At 66.3% G+C, this 21,041-nt stretch carries 8 protein-coding genes; 3 read left to right on the plus strand and 5 right to left on the minus strand.

Features of this window, described 5'->3' with window-relative positions; genetic code table 11:
- Positions 1 to 65: 65 nt before the first annotated feature.
- The 3 genes from dsbD to dsbG are packed head-to-tail and all read left to right on the plus strand — an operon-like array spanning position 66 to position 3,423.
- Positions 66 to 1,817: a protein-disulfide reductase DsbD gene (gene dsbD, locus ABCR88_RS23055; protein WP_350403600.1), complete on the plus strand. Its 1,752-nt coding sequence runs from the start codon at positions 66 to 68 to the stop codon at positions 1,815 to 1,817.
- A complete protein-coding gene (locus ABCR88_RS23060; RefSeq protein WP_041119329.1) occupies positions 1,817 to 2,680 on the plus strand; it encodes a TlpA disulfide reductase family protein in 864 nt (287 codons plus the stop codon). Before dsbD ends, ABCR88_RS23060 begins: the two co-directional genes overlap by 1 nt.
- Positions 2,656 to 3,423 carry a thiol:disulfide interchange protein DsbG gene (dsbG, locus tag ABCR88_RS23065; protein ID WP_011062459.1) on the plus strand — a complete coding sequence of 256 codons (768 nt, stop codon included), beginning with the start codon at positions 2,656 to 2,658 and terminating at the stop codon, positions 3,421 to 3,423. Before ABCR88_RS23060 ends, dsbG begins: the two co-directional genes overlap by 25 nt.
- Positions 3,424 to 3,534: 111 nt before the next feature.
- Here dsbG and ABCR88_RS23070 read toward each other — a convergent pair whose 3' ends face one another.
- From ABCR88_RS23070 to ABCR88_RS23090, 5 genes are all read right to left on the minus strand, one after another.
- A complete protein-coding gene (locus ABCR88_RS23070) occupies positions 3,535 to 4,347 on the minus strand; it encodes an alpha/beta fold hydrolase (RefSeq protein WP_350403601.1) in 813 nt (270 codons plus the stop codon).
- Positions 4,348 to 4,455: 108 nt separating this feature from the next.
- Positions 4,456 to 4,812: a hypothetical protein gene (locus ABCR88_RS23075; RefSeq protein ID WP_337154004.1), complete on the minus strand. Its 357-nt coding sequence runs from the start codon at positions 4,810 to 4,812 to the stop codon at positions 4,456 to 4,458.
- A gap of 557 nt (positions 4,813 to 5,369) precedes the next feature.
- The gene (locus ABCR88_RS23080) at positions 5,370 to 6,419 is read right to left on the minus strand and encodes a hypothetical protein (protein ID WP_350403602.1); all 1,050 of its coding nucleotides are present in this window, start codon (positions 6,417 to 6,419) and stop codon (positions 5,370 to 5,372) included.
- A 119-nt stretch (positions 6,420 to 6,538) separates the two neighbouring features.
- A complete protein-coding gene (locus ABCR88_RS23085) occupies positions 6,539 to 7,576 on the minus strand; it encodes a ParB/Srx family N-terminal domain-containing protein (protein WP_325985076.1) in 1,038 nt (345 codons plus the stop codon).
- A gap of 227 nt (positions 7,577 to 7,803) precedes the next feature.
- A complete protein-coding gene (locus ABCR88_RS23090) occupies positions 7,804 to 20,820 on the minus strand; it encodes a non-ribosomal peptide synthetase (protein ID WP_350403603.1) in 13,017 nt (4,338 codons plus the stop codon).
- Between the last annotated feature and the right edge of the window lie 221 nt (positions 20,821 to 21,041).

The raw sequence follows: 21,041 nt of genomic DNA on the forward strand, positions 1-21,041 counted from the left end.
GTTAATCATCGGTTAATCAGGACCGGCCATTGTGCTCGCAACTTGCACCGGTTTAAGGCTTGGCCATGCGTCGATTGTTTCTCCTGTTGTTCATGCTCTTCACCACACTGGCGCACGCCGGCAACAACCCGTTCGAGGTCAAGCCCGACTTCCTGCCGGTGGGCAAGGCCTTCGTCTTCACCTCCGAGCGCCTGCCTTCGGGGGAAACCCAGCTGTTCTGGCAGATCGCCGACGGCTACTACCTGTATCAGAAGCGCCTGAAGTTCGACGGCGTGGCGCCAGAGCTGCAACCCACCCTGCCGGCCGGTGAAGACCACAGCGACGAATTCTTCGGCCAGCAGACGGTGTATCGCCAGGGCCTGGAAGTGAAGCTGCCGGCCGCCGCCAGCGGCAAGGTCAAGCTGGGCTGGCAGGGCTGTGCCGACGCCGGCCTGTGCTACCCGCCGCAAACCCTGGAAGTGGACCTGGGCGGTGCGCCCACAGTCGCTGCCGCCAACTCTGCGACAACCAGCAACGGCTCGGCCCAGGACCAGTTGCTGGCCAATGAGCTGCAACAGAAATCCTGGGGCCTGGGCCTGCTGGCCTTCTTCGGCTTCGGCCTGCTGCTGGCCTTCGCCCCTTGCTCACTGCCGATGTTGCCGATTCTCGCCGGCATGGTCGTCGGCAGCGGCGCCAGCCCGCGCCGCGGTTTGGCCCTGGCCTCAAGCTACGTGCTGTGCATGGCCCTGGTGTATGCCGGCATGGGGGTGATCGCCGCCCTGCTGGGCAGCAACCTGCAGGCCTGGCTGCAACAACCCTGGGTGCTGGGCAGTTTCGCCGCCCTGTTCGTGCTGCTGTCGCTGCCGATGTTCGGTTTCTTTGAATTGCAGATGCCCGCAGTCCTGCGCGACCGCCTGGAAGGTGCCAGTCGCCAGCGCCAGGGCGGTAGCCTGATCGGCTGTGGCGCTCTCGGCGCGCTGTCTGCGCTGCTGGTGGGCCCGTGCATGACCGCGCCCCTGGCCGGTGGCCTGCTGTACATCGCCCAGACCGGCAATGCCCTGTTTGGCGGCCTGGCGCTGTTCGCCCTGGGCCTGGGCATCGGCCTGCCCCTGCTGTTGCTGGTGACCGTGGGCAACCGCTTCCTGCCCAAGCCGGGGCCGTGGATGAACCTGCTCAAGGGCGTGTTCGGCTTCCTGTTCCTGGGCACCGCCATCTACATGCTGCGCCCGGTACTGGGCGCCAGCCTGTGGATAGGTTTGTGGGGCGCCCTGGCCCTGGTACTCGCCTACTGCGCCTGGCAACAGCGGGCCATCGCCGGGCGGCTGGTGCACGCCTTCGGTGCCAGCTCGGTACTGTTCGGGGTCTGGGGCAGCATGCTGCTGGTGGGCGCCGCCGGTGGCAGCGACGAGCTGTGGCGGCCACTGAAGGTCTACAGCGGTGGCGGTGTGGCCAGCAGCGTCACTGCCCATGATGCCTTTACCACCGTGAAGTCCCCGGCCGAGCTGCAAAGCGCCCTGGACAATGCTCAGGCCCAGGGCCAGTGGGTGCTGTTGGACTACTACGCCGACTGGTGCGTGTCCTGCAAGATCATGGAGAAAACCGTGTTCGGCCAGCCCCAGGTCCTGGATGCCCTGAAGGACGTGCGCCTGCTGCGCCTGGACGTGACCCTGGACAACGCCGACGGCCGCGAACTCCTGAGCCGCTACAAAGTGCCGGGGCCACCGAGCATGCTGTGGATCGGCCCGGACGGCAGCGAGCGCCGCAGCCAGCGCATCACCGGCGAAGTGGATGCCAGCACCTTCCTGCAACGCTGGACCCAGACCCGGGAAGCCCGTTGATGCTGACCTTTACCATCGGCACCTTTGCCATCGCCCTCAACCACCTGCTGCTGATCAGTGCCCTGGCCCTGGCCACCCTGGTGGGCTGGCGCGTGGCCAAGCGCGGCGGTGACAACCCTGAGTCGGTGCTGTTTTCGCTGTTCCTGCTGGGCATGCTGGCGGCGCGGATCAGCTTCGTCATCGCCTACTGGAAGCACTACCGCCACGACCTGTGGATGATCATCGACCTGCGCGACGGCGGCTTCCTGGCGTGGCCCGGGGTCATCCTCATGCTCCTGGCGGCCCTGGCCTGGGGCTGGAAACGCCCGGCGCTGCGCCGCCCATTGGGTGCCGGAGTGGCCAGCGGCCTGGCCTTCTGGCTGCTGGCCACCCTGGCCCTGACCCTCTACGACCAGGGCACGCGCCTGCCGGAAGTGGCCCTGCGCAACGCCGCCGGCGAAACCGTGCAACTCACCGACTACCAGGGCGGCCCGCTGGTGATCAACCTCTGGGCCACCTGGTGCCCACCGTGCCGCCGGGAGATGCCGGTGCTGGAAAGAGCCCAGCAGCAACGCCCGGACCTGACCTTCCTGTTCGTCAACCAGGCCGAAAGCATGCAAAGCGTCAGCACCTTCCTGGCCACCCAGGACCTGAACCTGAACAACGTGCTGTTCGACGGCAGTGGCCGCCTGGGCAAGGCCGTGGGCTCCATGGCCCTGCCGACTACGCTGTTCTATAGCGCCGATGGCCGCCTGCTGGGCAGCCACCTGGGGGAACTCTCGGAAGCCAGCCTGGCCCGGGCCCTGGAAAACTTCGACGGCGCCCACCCGACCTCGGTCGCCCCTTCAAGGAAACTGCCATGCCCTTCATCCGCCACTTGCTGAGCCTGTCTTTGGGCGCGGCGTTGCTCAACGCTCCGCTGCTACAGGCCGAGGAACTGCCTGCACCGATCCGCAAGATCGAAGAAAAAGGTGCCAAGATCATCGGCAGCTTCGACGCCCCGGACGGCCTCAAGGGCTACGCCGCGCAGTACCAGAACCGCGGCATGACCCTGTACCTCACCCCTGACGGCAAGCACGTGCTGCTGGGCAACCTCTACGATGCCGACGGCAAGGACCTGAGCGCCGAACCCTTGCAGAAACTGGTCTACGCGCCCATGGCCAAGGAAGTCTGGGGCAACCTGGAAAAGAGCAACTGGATCGCCGACGGCAAGGCCGATGCACCACGCATCGTCTACCTGTTCAGCGACCCCAACTGCCCCTACTGCAACATGTTCTGGGAACAGGCGCGGCCCTGGGTCAAGGCTGGCAAAGTGCAGTTGCGGCATATCATGGTGGGCATCATCCGCGAAGACAGCCCGGGCAAATCCGCCGCCCTGCTGGCCGCCAAGGACCCGCAGCAGGCCCTGCAGGATCACGAAAAGGCCGGCAAGGGCAGCGCCCTCAAGCCGCTGGCCAGCATTCCCGCAGCGGTGCAGGCCAAGCTCGACGCCAACATGAAACTGATGGAAGAGCTAGAGCTGTCGGCGACCCCGGCGATCTTCTACCTCGACGACAAGGGTGAGCTGCAACAGCAGCAGGGCGCCCCGGCCCCGGGCAAGCTGACCCAGATCCTCGGCCCGAAATAAATCCCCGCCCCTGTAGGAGCCGGCTTGCCGACGAAGGCGTCCTTGCGACGGGCGCCTGGCTTGCGGGCCCCTTCGCTGGCAAGCCAGCTCCTACGACGGAAAAATCGCGCTTCAACCATTGCGCTGTAAAAACGCCAACAAGGCCCGGGTCACGAATTCCGGGTTCTCCAAGCTGGAAATATGCCCGGCCTCGGGAACCAGCTGGTAAGGGCAGCCGATGCGTTCGGCCATCTCGATGGTTTCCGCCGGCGGCCGCGGCTGGTCCTGGTCGCCGCACAGCAGCAAGGTGTTGCGCGCATCCAAATGCGCCAACTGATCCAGCACATCCGCCCGGCTGAAGGTAATGCGCCCCATGGGAATCACGCTCTGGCGCAGGCGCTCGGCCGGCAGCGCCGCGAGGTTGGCGCGAAAATCCTGGAACAGCGCCGACTGCCGATCGATACCCGGACGGAAGAAGATCGGCACCACGATATCCAGCAGCGCTTCGGCGATCAGGCCGCTGTCCTCGATCTGCTGGAACAGGGAAAAGTAATACTGCCGGGTCGGCTCAGGCTCGGCGCCCAGGTAAGTGTCCATCAGCACCAGCCCGTCGATGCGCTGCGGCGCCGCCAGGGCCAGACGCGCGCCCCACATGCCGCCCACCGACAAGCCCACCAGGGTCACCCGTTCGATCTGCAAATGATCGAGCAAGGCCAACATCTGCCGTGCCACATCGTCCAGCGACGCGGTGCCTGCCGGCAACGGCCCGGACTGGCCATGGCCCCACAGGTCCACGGCAATCACCCGGTACTGTGCCGACAACGCCTCGATCTGCGGCGCCCACATGCTCGTGTCCCACAAATAACTGCCGGCCAGGAACACCACCGGCCCCTGGCCCTGGTCAAGGTAGTGCAACGGTTGTCCATCGAGGGTGGCGAAAGGCATCGGCTAGCTCCTATAGGGAATGACGAAAAAGGTCCGACAGACTGTGCCGTGAACCAGGCTCAGTCAATCGGACCGGGGCGACAAAAACGTATCAGGAGATGCCCGGATTCAGGCCCCGCGCTGGCCGTCGAGCAAGGCCTCCACCACCGCGCGGGCCATCTCCACCGAATGCACCATGGACCAGATCAGCCCGCGCTCCAGGCCGCTGCCCTGCTGGGTGATTTCATCGCAGACCTCTTCGGCGCATTTGAGCAACAACGCCACGTGCACCAAGGCCTCTTCGGCGCTAACGCCTTCGCGCACGCTGAACAGCGAGTCGGGGGAAACGGGTTTGGCTTGGGTCGTGAGCTGGAACAGCGCGGAGTCCAGCGGTTGCCGGGCCAGGGCCACGCGCAGGGTGGCGTTGGCGGCCTTGAGGGCGGGATCGCGATAGGACGTGGGGGGATCGGGGACGAGCTTTTTCATGGTCAAACTCCTGGTAATGACAAGGAGCTGACACCGTTCGCTTGCACACGAATAAGGTGGCAGCCGTACGCGGGTGTGCAAGACCGAGTTACCAGAACCCCGGCAGATCCGAAGATCTCCCGCGCACGGCCGCCATAACACGGCGAACATGAAATCGCTCAGGCATGACTGAGCGCTTATGCGTCTGGTAACGGTCGGACTTGCACATCCGAGCCATCGATTGGGCGATGGCTCCGGAACCCTAGCCCGCCCACCCGACGCATTCAAGCGGCCCGCAGTTTCTCGGAAATGCCTTACAAAAGAAAGCGACTAAACGCCATCCCAGCGACCTTTCAACCGGCTTGCCGGCGAAGGCGTCCGTCAGTTTGGCGCATGGCTTGTGGGCCTCTTCGCTGGCAAGCCAGCTCCTACAACACGTATCCCCACCCATCACACGTATCTACACCCGTAGGAGCCGGCTTGCCGGCGAAGGCGTCCTTCAGGCTGGCGGATGGCTTGCGGCCTCTTCGCTGGCAAGCCAGCTCCTACAGAGGGCGTGTACGCCTTAGGGCTGGGCCTCAGCGGTACTCTTCCGGCGCCTCGCGTTCGAGGATTTCCTCCAGGTCGCTCAGGTCACCGCGCTCCTTGAGAATGCCGCTGACCTGATCGATCCACTCCTGCTCCGAGGCAATCCCCGCCCAGGACTGGCTGCCGAAGCCGTGATATGGCCGATCATCGAAGGTGCTGATCAGCAACTGGTTGAAGCGCCTGGTGTCCAGGTTGTTGCGCTGGACCTGCACTTGCAGCGCCCCCAGCACTTTCTGCTGCTCTTGCGGGTTGGGGCGATAGTGGTAGAGCCGCGGCGTGCTGAGCACCAGGAACTCCGGTGGCAGGTTTTCATCGATGGCCGCCTGCAGGCGGTAATGACCATCGAGAATCAGGTGGCAGTTCAGGCCGCTGACATACCACAGCAGGATCGGCGGCAAGCTGCCTTCGCGGGCTTTTTTGCGCCACCATTTCAAGCGCCCGGAATGGGGGTCCACGGCATGCAGGCCGACCACCGCCCCGCCGCCCTCGTACAACTCGACCCAGCGCGCCGAGCCGGGCTGCTGATTGTCGAGGATGTTGCGGCCGTAGATCGCCCACTGCGGCATATGGCTCTGGGCATCTTCACCGCCCTTGAAGTACCAGGCTTCGGTGCCGCTGAGCAGCGGCCGCATGGGTTTCTGGGACGCCGGGCGCAAGGCCCGCACCAGCCAGGAGCCGGGGTAGAAGAAGTCCGGCTGGTGCTGCATCAGTTGCTCGACGAAGAAGCGGCTCCAGGCCTTGAGGCGCAGGGCCGGGTCGAGGCGCGCCTGTTGTTCAACCTGAGGCGAGTCGATGGGGCCCACCAGGGTTTGCGGCAGTTGCTCCGGCAGGTCATTGCGCACCAGCCACACGCCATAGCGGCAGTGCGACATGGTGCCCCAGAGCAGGGTCTGGTCCCCCAGCACCAGCTGCATGCGGCGGTTGTCGCCACTGAGCAGGCACAGGTTGGGCTTGCCACTGGCCGGGCGTTTGACGTCCACGCCGAGGCCGTTCCACTGGCCGGCCAAATCCTCGATGTCACGCCAGAAAATCTGTTCCACGATTGTCCATAATCCTTGATCAATGACCGGCCCTGCGGCGGGCAGGCGCGACTATAGCAGAGGGCTGGAGGGCGCATTCGCCTGTAGGAGCTGGCTTGCCAGCGAAGGCGGCCAGCGCTTTACCCATGGCGGCCAATGACCGCGTCTACTTCGTCTGCCAACCCTTGCCCGCCCAGGCACTGGCGCACCTCGTCGCACCACTGCGATTCCGGCTCGTTGCCGGCCCAGGCCGGGGTAGCGCTGCGGTATTGCGGCCGGTCATCGAACGCCTGGATCAGCACCCGGTTGAGGTGCTCGGTGCTCAGCGCCGGGTTGCGCGGCACCGCGTCGCCGCGCTTGCGCAGTGAATCCATGACCCGCTGCTGATGCTCCAGGCTCGGCGTGAAGTCGCGCTCGCGGGTGGCGCTGAGGACGATGAATGATGGCGCGAGGTTTTCCGCAATGGCCGCCTGCAAGCGGTAATGCCCATCGATGACCACATAGGAGGCCAGCCCGCCGACGTACCACAGCAGAATCGGCGGCAGGCTGCCTTCCCGGGCCTTCTTGCGCCACCATTTCAAGCGCCCGGCTTGGGGATCGACCCGGTGCAGGCCAATGAGCTTGCCGCCGCCGTGCCACCAGTCGATCCACTCCAGGGTCTGGGGTTGCAGGTTGTCGAGAAAATCCTCGCCGTACAGGTGCCAGCTGGGCACGTGGGTCAAAGGATCGATCACCGAGGTGAAGCGCCAGTGGTCCAGGCCGTTCGCGGTGCTGGAGGGCTCCGGCAGCAGGCTCTGGGCCAGCCAGAAACCGGGGGTGAGGAAGTGCCGAGCGCTTTCGCTGAGGCGGCTGACGAAATAGCGGCTCCAGGCCTTGATCCGTAGCTCAGGCGCCAGGGCTGCGTACTGTTGGACTGTGGGTGAGTCGATGGGGGCCAGCATTCGGCATTCGGCGCCTTCCGCCAGCGGGTTGCGCACCAGCCAGACGCCGCCGTGATCCCAGGCGAAGGTGGCCCAGAACAGTGGCGTGTCGTGGTGCATCAGCTTGATCCGGGCATTCGCGCCGGTGCGCAGGTACAACGGCGGTCTGTTCGTGGGGCCCGGTTCGACCTCGACACCGAGGCCACTCCAGTTGCCCAGGGAATCTTCGATGTCGCGCCAGTAAAGCTGTTCTGCCATGGTTCCGGTCCTTGAATGAAAACGCCCGGCGCAGGTGCTTGGACCTGGGCCGGGCGCGATCATAGCAGAGGACCTGCGGGCCTCTTCGCCCGTAGGAGCTGGCTTGCCAGCGAAGGCGTCGGCCAGGACGATGCAAGGCTTGCGGGCCTCTTCGCCGGCAAGCCGGCTCCTACGCCAGATGTCGGTCCTCCTGCTGCACGAACAACGCCCCACCGCTCATCCGTCGATCACAGCCCCTCCAGCTCGGCCATCAGGTCACTCAGGCGGTCGACCTTCTCCTCGCTGATTTCATTGGCACCCAAACCGTCGATGTACGCGGCCAACTCCTGCACCGTGCTGCATTCGAACATGGCCCGCAGCGGCACGTTGCGTTGCAGGGTCTTCTGTACCCGTGAAGCGATCTGGGTCGCCAGCAGGGAATGCCCGCCCAACTCGAAGAAGTTGTCGCGTACCCCCACCCGCTCGACCTTGAGCACCTCGGCCCAGATGTCCGCCAGGGTTTGCTCCAGTTCATTGCCCGGCGCTTGATAGTCCTGGCTCTGCAGCTGGCCGATCTCCAGGGCCGGCAGGGCCTTGCGATCGAGCTTGCCGTTGGCGTTGAGCGGCAGGCGCGCAAGCCACAACCAGTGCAGTGGCACCATGTATTCCGGCAGTTCGGCACGCAGCCGCGGCTTGATCCGCTCCAGGCATTCGCTCGGGCTCAGGTTCGTGTCACTGGCCACCAGGTACCCAACCAGATGCTTGCCGTTGACCCCTTCCTGCACCCCCACGGCGGCATCGCGCAGTTCCGGCTGTTCGTGCAGGCGCGCTTCGATCTCGCCCAGTTCGATGCGATAGCCACGGATCTTCACCTGATGGTCGATCCGGCCGACGTATTCCAGTACGCCGTCGCTGCGCCGGCGCGCCAGGTCGCCGGTGCGGTACAGGCGTTCGCCCGCAGCACCGAACGGATGGGGCACGAAGGCCAGCGCGGTACGCAACGGGTCGCTGACGTAGCCACGGCCGACACCGGTGCCAGCCACGCACAATTCACCCACCGCTCCCAGGGGCACCAGCTCCAGGGCTTCGTCCATCAGGTACAACTGGTTGTTGTCGGTGGGCGTGCCGATGGGCAGGTAGGCGCCACGGGTCGAGGCCATATCGACACGGAAGAAGGCCACGTCATCGGAGCACTCCGCCGGGCCGTAGGCGTTGACCAGGCCGATCTGTGGATAACGCAGCAGCCACTGGTGCGCCAGCTCGGGCGGCATGGCCTCGCCGGTGGGCAGCATCCAGCGCAGGCCAGCGAGGGCGATGGCGTCCTGGGCGAGCATGCCCTGGATCAGCGACGGCACGCTCTCCAGCACCGTGATGCCCTGCTCCTGGACGTGAGCCAACAGGCCCTGGGGATCGTGGGCGATGGTGTTGGGCACGATGTCGACCCGGGCGCCGAACAGCGGTGCGGCAAGGAACTGCCAGACCGAAATGTCGAAGCTCTGGGACGCGGTCTGGGCGATCACGTCGGCCTCGCTTAAGTGCAGGTACGGCACCTTGCTCAACTGGTTGTTGAGCATGCCGCGCTGCTCCACCATCACGCCCTTGGGCAGGCCGGTGGAACCGGAGGTGTAGATCACGTAGGCCAGGTTGTCCGGCGCGCTGTAGCGGCCCGGGTTGTGCTCGGCATGCCCGGCGGCTTGCAGCTCTTCCCAGACCAGCAGCCGCGGACGCCCGGCACAGGCGAACTCGTCCAGCAGGGCCTGGGCCTGTTCGCGGCAGGCCGCGGTGCAGACCAGGATCGGCGTGCGGCTGAGCTCGATGATACGGCCCAGGCGCTGGCTTGGCAGGCCCGGGTCCAGGGGCAGGTAGCCGGCCCCGGCCTTGAAGCTGCCGATGATCATGCCCAAGAGTTCCAGGCCGCGCTCGGCCAGCAGGGCCACCGGCTGATCAAAGCCCACGCCGTGGGCAACCAGGGCGTGGCCCAGGCGGTTGCTGCAGCGGTTCAACTCGGCGTAGCTGTAGCGCCGGTCCAGGCAACTGGCGGCGATGCGTTGCGGATGGGCCGCCACCTGGGCCTCGAACAGTTCCACGTAGCTGCGCTCCAGCGGGTACTCATGCTCGCTCTGGTTGCAGCCGGCCAGCAGGAAGTCCTGCTCTTCTTCGCCCAGCAGCGGCAGTTCGGCCATGTCGCCATGGAAGCCCTGCATCAGCGCCAGCAGCAGGCGCTTGAACTCGCCGAGCATGCGCTCGATGGTCGCCTGCTCGAAGTAGCGCTGGTCGTAGGACAGGTGCAGGCCCAGGTCATCCCCCGGGTAGCACACCGCGGTGATCGGGAAGTTGGTGTGGGTACGGCCGGAATCCGAACTGGCATTCAGGCTCTGGGCACGGTCCAGCACCGAGACTTCCACCGGCGCGTTCTCGAACACGAACAGGCTGTCGAACAGCGGCTGGCCCTTGGGCAGTTCGCTGGTTTCCTGGATCGCCACCAGCGGCAGGTACTCGTACTCACGCAGCTGCATGTTGCTGTCGAGCAAGGCGCTGAGCCACTGGCGCACACTGCAGCGCTCACCGTCCTGGGGCAGCTTGACCCGCAGGGCGATGCTGTTGATGAACAGGCCGACGGTGCGTTGCATCTCCGGCATTTCCACCGGGCGCCCGGCCACGGTAACGCCGAACAGTACGTCGCGATCGCCGCTCATGCGCCGCAGCACCAGGGCCCAGGCCGCCTGGGCAAAGGTGTTGATGGTGAGCTGATGCTGCTGCGCCAGTTCCCGCAGTTGCGCACCATCCCGGGCATCCAGGCGGGTGTAGCAGTCGCCGACGATCATGCCGCCGCTGTCGCCGGCGTGTTCGCGCAGGAACGGCCGGTCGCTGGGGATCGGCGTGGTGCGTTCAAAACCTTCAAGGTTCTGTCGCCACCACTGCCGCGCCTGCGACAGGCTCTGGTGCTGCAGCCAGCCGATGTAGTCGCGGTAACGCGGCGGCACCGCCAGCTGCGCCTCGCGGCCTTCGCCCAGAGCGGTATAGATTTCGAAGAAGTCGTTCATCAGCAAGGAGCGGCACCAGGCATCGATGAGGATGTGGTGGTTGCTCATCATGAACCAGTAGCGCGCAGCGCCGACGCGGATCAGCCGCAGGTGGAACGGCGCCTGGTTGAGCAGATCGAAGCCGGCCTCGCGCTCCTGTTTGTGCAGGGCTTGCAGCTTGGCTTCCTGCTCGGCCTCGGGCACCGCGCTCCAGTCGAGAAACTCGATCGGGGTGCGGCCCGGCTTGTGGATAACCTGCAGCATGTCTTCGCCGACGTTCCAGCAAAAAGACGCGCGCAAGGCTTCGTGGCGCGCCACCACCGCCTGCCAGGCCTGGGCGAAACGCTCCGGGTCCAGTTCGCTGTTGATGCGGTAGCGGTCCTGCATGTAATACAGGCCGGTGCCCGGCTCCAGCAGGGTGTGCAACAGCATGCCCTCCTGCATCGGGGTCAGCGGGTAGACATCCTCGATCTGCACAGCCGGTACCGGCAGGCCATCGAGCTGGGCCTGGGTCAGGCGCGCCAGGGGGAAGTCCGACGGCGTCAGGCCACCGGCATCGTCCTTCAGGCAATGGGCGATCAGGCTGTGCAGCTCGCCCAGGTAGGCGTCCGCCAGCTCGCCGATCAGCTCGGCGTCGAAACGTTCGCTGCTGTAGGTCCAGCGCAGCACCAGCTCGCCGCCATACACCTGGCTGTCGATGCTCAGTTCGTTGGGCAACGGTGCCTCCGGTGCGTGGGCCGGGCCGACGGATTCATCCAGCGGACGCAGCAGTGCGTCGGCGCCGAAGCTCTGGTCGAACTGCCCCAGGTAGTTGAAGGTCACCGGCGCCAGCGGCAACGCCGCCAGGGCCTCGCGGCAGCTTTCATCCGCCAGGTAGCGCAGCACGCCGTAACCCAGGCCCTTGTGCGGCACGGCCCGCAGTTGTTCCTTGATGGCCTTGATCGAGGCCCCCTGCCCGGCCGCTTCTTCCACCTGCAACGGGGTCAGGCGCAGCGGATAGGCGCTGGTGAACCAGCCCACGGTGCGAGTCAGGTCGATCTCGTCGAACAGCGCCTCGCGGCCGTGGCCTTCCAGTTGCACCAGGGCCGAAGGCTGCCCGCTCCAGCGGCACAGCACCCGGGCCAGGGCGGTCAGCAGCAGGTCGTTGACCTGGGTACGGTAGGCCGCCGGCGCCTGTTGCAGCAGTTGCCGGGTGCGCTCGGCATCCAGGGTCACGCTGTGGCTGCGGGCCTGCTGATGCTGCTGGCTGCCAGCGGCATTCAAGCCTGGCAGTTGCGCGGCCGGGCCGGCCAGTTGCTGCTGCCACCAGCCGAGTTCTTCACGCAGGGATTCGCTGCCGGCATAGGCCAGCAGGCGGCTCGACCAGTCCCGCAGGGCACTGGTCTTGGCCGGCAGGTTCAGGGCCTGCCCGGCTTGCAACTGACGATAGGCGTTTTGCAAATCTTCCAGCAGCACGCGCCAGGACACGCCATCCACCACCAGGTGGTGGATGGCCAGCAACAGGCGTTGCTCGCCTTCAGGGCCGTCCACCAGCACCGCCCGCAGCAGCGGCCCGTGTTCCAGGTCGAGGCTGCGCTGGGCATCGGCGAACAGCGCCTCGCAGGTGGCCATGGACGGCACCCGCACCTGCCACAACAAGGGAGCATCGGACAGCGGCAGGTACTCGGCGCGCCACTGCCCGCCCGCCTGGTTGAAGCGCAGGCGCAGGGCGTCGTGCTGCTCCACTAGCGCCAGCAGGGCTTGCTCCAGCAACTGGGCATCAAGGACACCCAGCGGCTCCAGCAGCAGCGCCTGGTTCCAGTGCTGCGGCTGGGGAATGCGGCTGTCGAAGAACCAGTGCTGGATCGGCGTCAGCGGCGCTTCGCCACTGAGCTGGCCCTGCTCGGCGCTGACGCGCTGAGTGTGGCTGGCAACCCGCGCCAGGGTTTGCACCGTCTGGTGCTGGAACAAATCGCGCGGGGTGAAGTGGATCCCCAGCTGGCGGGCGCGGCTGACCACCTGGATCGACAGGATCGAGTCGCCCCCCAGTTCGAAGAAGTTGTCGTTGAGGCCCACTTGCTGCACGTTCAGCACTTCGCCCCAGACCCTGGCCAGGGTCTGTTCCAGCGCGTTGCTCGGCGCCACGTACTGCTGGCGGTTGAGCTCCGGGTCCGGCAATGGCAGGGCCCGGCGGTCGAGCTTGCCGTTGGCGGTCAGCGGCATGCTGGCCAGGAGGATCAGGTGGGTCGGCACCATGTAGTCCGGCAGCTGGGTTTTCAGCTGCTGCTTGAGGGCTTCCCGCAGGTTGGCCTGCTGCACCTCGTTGTGCTCGGCCACTTCGCTGACCAAATAGCCGGCCAGCTGCTTGCCGGCCGGGGTGTCGAGAGCCAGCACCACCGCTTCACGCACGGCCGGATGATCCAGCAGGCGGGTTTCGATTTCCCCCAGCTCGATGCGGAAACCGCGGATCTTCACCTGATGGTCCACCCGGCCGATGTATTCCACCTGGCCGTCGGCGCACTGGCGCACCAGGTCCCCGGTGCGGTACAGGCGCCCGCCATCGGTGGCGAACGGATCGGCGACAAAACGCTCGGCACTCATCCCCGGACGACGGTGATAACCCTGGGCCAGACCGGCGCCGCCGACATACAGCTCACCGGTCGCCCCTTGGGGCACCAGCGCCAGATCGGCATCGAGGATATAGGCCACCCGGGCCCCGACGATGCTGCCGATGGGCACGCTGGCCACGCCTTCGGCCAACTGCTGCGGCGCCAGGCTGGCCAGGGGCATGACCACGGTTTCGGTGGGGCCGTAGGCGTTGAAGAACAGGTTCGGCTGGAAGGCCGCACGGATGCGCTGCAGGTGTTCGCCGGTCAGGGCCTCGCCGCCGGTGATGCACATGCGCACCGGCAGGGTCTGCTGCTGGGTCGCCAGATACTGGGCCAACTGGCTGCCGTAGCTGGGGGTGAAACCGAGGATGCTGATGCGGTGCTGACGGATCAGTTGGCAGATCTCTTCGGCGTCCCACTGGCCCTGGGCCCGCAGTACCACCTGGGCGCCGCTGAGCAGCGGCACCAGCAAGCGCTCGGTGGCGGCGTCGAAGTTGATGGAATAGAAGTGCAGCTCGCAGTCGTCCGGGCGCATGCCGAAGCGGCGGATCACCGCCTGGCAGTGCATGGCGATTTCCCCGTGGGACACCACCACGCCCTTGGGCTGGCCGGTGGAACCGGAGGTGTAGATCAGGTACGCCTGATGCTGGGGCAGGCTGATGAAGGGCAATTCGCCCGCCGGGTAGTCGGCCAGCAGCGCACCGTCCTCTTCCAGGCACCAGCGGCCGACTCCGGCCGGCAGCTCGCCCAGGGCGGCGAACATCCGCGCATCGCTGAGCAGCAGGCCGATGCCGCTGTCTTCGATCATGTAGTGCAGGCGGTCCAGGGGGTATTCCGGGTCCAGGGGCACGTAGGCGCCGCCGGCCTTGAGGATCGCCAGCAGGCCGACGACCATTTCCAGGGAACGCTCCAGGGCCAGGCCAACCCGCACCTGCGGGCCCACGCCACGCTCACGAAGCATCCAGGCCAGGCGGTTGGCGCGGCTGTCCAGCTCGCTGTAGCTCAGGGTCTGCCCGGCGAAGGTCAGGGCCGGTGCGTCCTTGCGGGCCAGGGCCTGTTCGCTGAACAGATGATGGATGCACTGATCCAGGCGTTGCTCGCCGGGCTCGACGCTCAAACTGTCCAGTAGGTGCTGCTGTTCATCGGCCTGCAGCAGTGGCAATTCGCACAGGCGCCGTTGCGGGTCGTCGATCAGGGCCTGCAGCAGATTGCGCCAGTGGCCGGCCATGCGCGCAATGCGCGGCTCGTCGAACAGGTCGGTGCTGTAGGTCAGGCAGCAGCCCAGGCGCTGGTCCAGGTCGGTGACTTCCAGGTTGAGGTCGAACTTGGTGGCCCGGGCATCGTTGACCAGGTATTCCACGGTCATGCCCGCCAGTTGCCGGCTTTGCTGGAATTCCCAGCGCTGGACGTTGCACATCACCTGGAACAGCGGGTTGTAGGCGGTGCTGCGCGGCGGTTGCAAGGCTTCCACCAGATGATCGAACGGCAGGTCCTGGTGGGACTGGCCCTCGATCACGGTGTGGCGTACCTGCTCCAGCAACTGACCGACGCTCATCTGCCCGTCGAGCTGGCAACGCAGCACCTGGGTATTGAGGAAGGCGCCGATCAGCCCTTCGCTTTCCGGGCGGATGCGGTTGGCCACCGGCGCACCGATGCGCAGGTCGCTCTGGCCGCTGTAGCGGTACAGCAGCAGCGACAACGCGGCGGTCATGGTCATGAACAGGGTCAGGCCGTGCTCGGCATTGAAGGCCCGCACCCGGGCCGCCAGCTCGTCGCTCAAATCGAAGCGATAGAGTTCGCCCTGGTGGCTTTGCACCGCCGGGCGTGGCCGGTCGCTGGGCAGCTCCAGCAGCGGGTGTTCGCGGCCCAGTTGCCCGGTCCAGTAGTCCAGCTGGCGCTGGCGCTCGCCGGATTCCAGCCACTGGCGCTGCCACACGCTGTAGTCCAGGTACTGCACCGGCAAGGGTTCCAGGGGCGATTCGCGGTCGTCGAGGAAGGCTTCGTACAGCGCGCCCAGCTCGCGGGCGAAGATGTCCATGGCCCAGCCTTCGGTGACGATGTGGTGCAGGGTCAGGACGAAGTAATGCTCCTGCTCGCCGGCCTTGACCAGGCAGGCGCGCAGCAAGGGGCCGGCCTCCAGGTCGAAGGGCTGGTGCGCTTCGCTGTCCGCCAGTTGTTGCAGGCGTTGTTGCCGGGCATCCGGGGCCAGGGCCGAGAAGTCCTTCCAGGCCATGCGCAGGCCGGTGTCGGCATGCACCTGCTGATGGGCCACGCCATTGACGCTGGGGAAGGTGGTGCGCAGGGTTTCGTGACGCAGGATCAGCGCTTGCAGCGCGGCCTCGAAGCGGCCCACGTCCAGCACCCCGGACAGCCGCGCCATGCCACCGACGTTGTAGGCCGGGCTGTCGGGCTCCATCTGCCAGAGGAACCACATGCGCTGCTGGGAATAGGACAGCGGCACCGGCTGGCTGCGGTCGACCCGGGCAATCGGCGGCTGCTGATTGCGCGCACCGGATTGCTGGATCAGCAGCACCTGTTCGGCAAAGGCCCCCAGTTCGCTGGCTTCAAACAGTGCCCGTAACGGCAGTTCGACATCGCAGGCCTGGCGGGTGCGGGAAATGATCTGGGTGGCCAGCAGGGAATGCCCGCCCAGGGCGAAGAAGTCGTCCTTGAGGCCGATCCGTGGCTGACCCAGCACTTCGCGCCAGATCTGGGCGATCTGCCGTTCCAGATCGGTGCCCGGCTCGACGTGCTCGCGCACCTGCCATTGCGGCTCCGGCAAGGCCCGGCGATCCAGCTTGCCGCTGGGGCTCAGGGGCATGGCGTCCAGGCGCAGCAGTTGCGCCGGCACCATGTACTCCGGCAGTTCAGCGGCCAGGGCATTTTTCAGCCGGGCGCTGTGTTCGGTTTCATCTTCGTCGGTGACATTAGCGGTGTAGTAGCCGATCAGTTGCGCACCGGCGACGGTGTCCCGCACCAGCACTGCGGCCTGGGCCACGCCGTCCTGGGCCAGTAGCCGCGCTTCGATTTCCTGCGGCTCGACCCGAAAGCCCCGCAGCTTGACCTGCTGGTCGAGGCGACCGAGGTATTCCAGCACGCCGTCGGCGCACCAGCGTACGCGGTCACCGGTGCGGTACAGGCGCGCGCCCTCCTCGCTCAGCGGGTCCACCACAAAGCGTTCGGCGGTCAGCGCCGGGCGTCCCAGGTAACCCCGGGCCAGGCCCTGGCCGCTGATGCACAGCTCACCCGGAACTCCTGCCGGCAACGGATTGAGGTCCGCGTCCAGCACCCGGCACACCACGTTGCCCAGGGGCCGGCCAATGGGCGAACGCTCGCCGTCATCGACTGAACACTGCCAATGGGTGACGTTGATCGCGGTTTCGGTCGGGCCATAGCGGTTGTGCAGTTGCGCATTGGGCAACTGCTGCAACAGGCGATTGCGCAGCTCGGCCGGCAGGGCTTCGCCACCGGAGAACACCCGGCGCAGGCTGTGGCATTCGGCGCTCAGCGGCTCATCGACGAACAACTGCAACAGCGGCGGCACGAAGTGCAGCGTGGTCACGCCGTACTCCTGCACCAGCTGGGCGATGCGATGGGGATCGCGGTGCTCGCCGGGAGCGGCGATCAGCAGCCGGCAGCCGGTGATCAACGGCCAGAAGCACTCCCACACCGACACGTCGAAGCTGATGGGGGCTTTTTGCATCAGCACATCGTCGGCTTGCAGCTGGTAGCTGTCCTGCATCCATTGCAGGCGCTCCATCAGCGCGCGATGGGTGTTGCCGACGCCCTTGGGCTGGCCGGTGGAACCGGAGGTGTAGATCACATAGGCCAGGTGTTCGCCGTGCAGGTGCAGGCCCGGCGCGTGGCTCGGCCAGCTGTCGAGCTTGAGGCTGTCCATGGCGATGGCGCTGACACCCGGGGCTTCGGGCATCCGGCCCAGCAGATGGGTCTGGGTCAGCAGCAGGCCCACGCCGCTGTCTTCGAGCATGTAGGCCAGGCGTTCGGCGGGGTAGTCCGGGTCCAGGGGCACGTAGGCGCCACCGGCCTTGATGATTGCCAGAAGGCCGATCAGCAGTTGCGGCGAACGTTCGGCGGCGATGGCCACGCACACGTCCGGCCCGACGCCCTTGTCCCGCAGGTAGTGGGCCAGGCGGTTGGCCTGGGCGTGCAGTTCGGCAAAGCCCAGTTGCCCGCCGTCCCAGACCAGCGCGGTGCGTTCCGGGCTCTGGCGCAGTTGTTCGTGCAGGCGCTCCGGCAGCCACTGCTCGGCCGGCGCGCAGGGGGCCACGCTCCATTGCTGCAGTTGCGCCGCTTCGGCGTTGCCGAGCAACGGCAAGTCGCCCAGGGCGCAGTCCGGTTGCAGGCAGGCATGCTCCAGCAGGCTGATGAAATGCCCGGCCAGACGCTGGATGCTGGCCGCGTCGAACAGCTCGTCGGCGTAGTCGAAGGCCAGGCTCAGGCGGCCGTTGCGGTCCTCTTCGCTGTGCAGTTGCAGGTCGAACTTGGCCTCGCGGCTGTGCCACGGCAGCTCTTCGGCCAGCAGCCCCGGCAGGCGGCGCAAGGCACTGAGGTCGCGCTGCTGGTGGTTGAACATGACCTGGAACAGGCCCTGCTCACGGGCTTCGGGAAAGGCTTCGAGCAATTGTTCGAAAGGCAGGTCCTGGTGGGCCTGGGCCTCCAGGGCGGTACGGCGGGTCTGCTGCAGCAGGTCGGCGAAGGACTGGCGCGAATCCAACTGCCCGCGCAATACCTGGGTGTTGATGAAAAAGCCCAGAAGGCTCTGGGTCTCCAGGCGCGGGCGGTTGGCGTTGGGCACACCGATGCGGATATCGCTCTGCCCGCTGTAGCGGTGCAGCAGGGTCTGGAACGCCGCCAGCAACAGCATGAACGGCGTGGCCTGCCGAGCCTGGGCGGTCTGGCGCACGGCTTCACTGAGGCTCGCGCTCAGGCGCAGGTCATGGCGCGCGGCGCTGTGGCGGACCTGGGCCGAGCGCGGGTGGTCGGTGGCGAGGTTCAACACCGGGGCTTCGTCCGCCAACTGCTGTTTCCAGTAGTCCAGCTGGCGCTGGCCTTCGCCCTGGGCCAGCCACTGGCGCTGCCAGCTGCCGTAGTCGGCGTATTGCAGGGCCAGGGGCGCCAGCTCCAGGCTCTGGCCCTGGGCCGCGGCGGCATAGAGCCGCGAGAACTCGTCGATCAGCACATTCAGCGACCAGCCGTCGGCGATGATGTGGTGCAGGGTCAGCAGCAGTTGGTGTTCTTCGTCATCCAGGCGCACCAGGGTCGCCCAGTACAGCGGCCCCTTCTCCAGATCGAACTGGGTCCGGGCCTCGTCTTCGCGGATCTGCCGCGCCCGGGCTTCACGCTCGGCCGGTGGCAGGTCGCTGATATCGATCACCTGCAGGTTGAATTCGCCGGCGGCATCCACCTGTTGCAGGGCCTGGCCGTCACGCTCGAAGAAGCGCGTGCGCAGCGCTTCGTGGCGCTGGATCAGTTGCTGGAAGCTGGCGCGCAGGGCCTCTTCGTCCAGCTCGCCGCGCAAGCGCAGGCCGCCGGGAATGTTGTAGGCGCTGCTCTGCGGGTCCAGTTGCCAGGTGATCCACAGGCGGTTCTGCGCCAGGGATTGGGGCAGTGGCTGCTGGCGCGACAGGGCATTGATACTGCCCTGGGCCACGCCGCCATCCTGCTGCTGGCGCGCCACGGCAGCGCTGAAGGCACCCAGGGTCGGAGCCTCGAACAGCAGGCGCAAGCCCAATTCCAGCCCCAGCTCTTCACGCAGGCAGGCGATCACCTGGGTAGCGGCAATCGAGTTGCCCCCCAGGAGGAAGAAGTGATCGTCGGCGGCCACTGAAGCGCATTGCAGTTGCTCCTGCCAAATGCGCCCGATCAGGGTTTGCAGCGCGTCACCGGCGCTGTCTGCGGCATCAGCCATTGCGCCGCCGGCCTGCGGGAACAGCGCGTAGTAATCCAGGCTGCCATCGGCCAGCCGGGTGCGGCAGGCGGAACGCTGCAACTTGCCGCTGGAGGTTTTCGGCAGGGCCCCGGGGTTGAGCAGCACCACCACGCTCGGCGCTTCCTGGCAGGCTTCGGCCACCGCCTGGCGGATGGCCTTGATCAGCGCCTCGGGGGGCAGGATCTTCTGCACGCTGCGGCTGATTTCCGCGGCGATGCCGATGCCTTCCTGGCCCTGCTCGGTGACCGCAAACGCCGCCACCCGGCCCTTGCGCACCACTTCCACCTCGCGCTCGATGGTCTTTTCGATGTCCTGGGGGTAGAGGTTGTGCCCGCGCACGATCAGCAGGTCCTTCAGGCGCCCGGTGATGAACAGCTCGCCATCGCGGATAAAGCCCAGGTCACCGGTGCGCAACCAGGTACGACCGGCATGCTGGACGAAGGTCTTGGCGGTGGCTTCAGGATTGCGCCAGTAGCCATGGGCAATGCTCGGCCCGGCGGCCCAGACTTCGCCAATACGGTTGTCAGGCAATTCGCCCAGTTGCTGCGGATCCATCACCAGCACGGCGTGTTCCGGCTGGCTGAAGCCGCAGCTCATCATCGCGCTGCCCTGCCCCGGCTCAGCGCGGTTCTGCGCCAGGGCCTGGTCGTCCAGGTGCAGGGCCGGGATGCCCTGGCCGCGCACGCCACCGGCCACGAACAGGGTGGCTTCGGCCAGGCCGTAGGAGGCGAGGAAGTTTTCATGGCTGAAACCGCAGGCGCTGAACTTCTCGGCGAAACGCTCCAGGGTGTCCAGGCGGATCGGCTCGGACCCCGAATAGGCCACGCGCCAGCCGCTGAGGTCGAGGCGCTCCAGGGCCGACTCGCTGACCCGTTCGCTGCATAGGCGGTAGGCGAAATCCGGGCCGCCGCTGATGGTGCCGCCGTATTCGCTGATCGCTTCCAGCCAGCGTACGGGCCGCGCCAGGAAGTAGGCCGGTGACATCAGCACACAGGGCACGCCGCTGAAAATCGGTTGCAGCAGGCCGCCAATCAAGCCCATGTCGTGGTACAGCGGCAGCCAGCTGACGATCACGTCGTCCGGGTTGAGGTCGATACCGAAGCCGCGACGGATCAGCAGTTCGTTGGCCACCAGGTTGCCATGGCTGACCTGCACGCCCTTGGGCAGCGCGGTGGAGCCCGAGGTGTATTGCAGGAAGGCGATGTCGTCGTCCTGCAGCGCCACGGCCTGCCAGTCTTCGACCAACCCGGCTTGCAGGGTGTCCACACACAGCAGTTGCGGCGCGCCCGCGGCCTTGAGTTCGTCCATCTGCAGCAGTGAATCCCGCAGCCCGGCGCTGGTCAGCAGCAACCGTGGCTCGGCGTCGGCCATGATGGAAATCAGGCGCTCCTGGTGATGACGACGGGTGGACTCCGGCGGGTAGGCCGGCACCGCGATCACCCCGGCGTACAGGCACCCGAAGAACGCCGCGACGTAGTCCGGGCCGCTGGGAAACAGCAATACCGCGCGATCGCCGAATTCGGCGTTGGCTTGCAGAGCCGCAGCAATGGTGCGCGCACGAAGGTCCAGGTCCCGGTAACTGAGGACCACGCTCTGATCCTGCTCTTCGGCGAGAAAGCGCAACGCCACTTGATCAGGTGCCAGGACTGCCCGGCGTTGAAGGGCTTGGGCCAGGGTGCTGGGGAGTTCGAACGCGTCCGTCATGGGGTTTCCTGCCAGGATTGTGCTTGCAATGGAGAGCGGGCCCTGCTCTCCCATAACTTTAATAACTATCAATAAATCAAATAGTTATAAGAAAGTCGTGGGCATCCGGAGGGCGCCGTGGCCGGGTCTGCTACCCGGAATCTTTCTCCAATGAGAACGGATGACGTCTTGAAATAATTAGTCCGCATCCTGCCCTTCAAGGCCTGATCCAGCCCACTGAC

Source organism: Pseudomonas sp. W17, from assembly GCF_040268305.1.
Taxonomy (GTDB): domain Bacteria; phylum Pseudomonadota; class Gammaproteobacteria; order Pseudomonadales; family Pseudomonadaceae; genus Aquipseudomonas; species Aquipseudomonas protegens.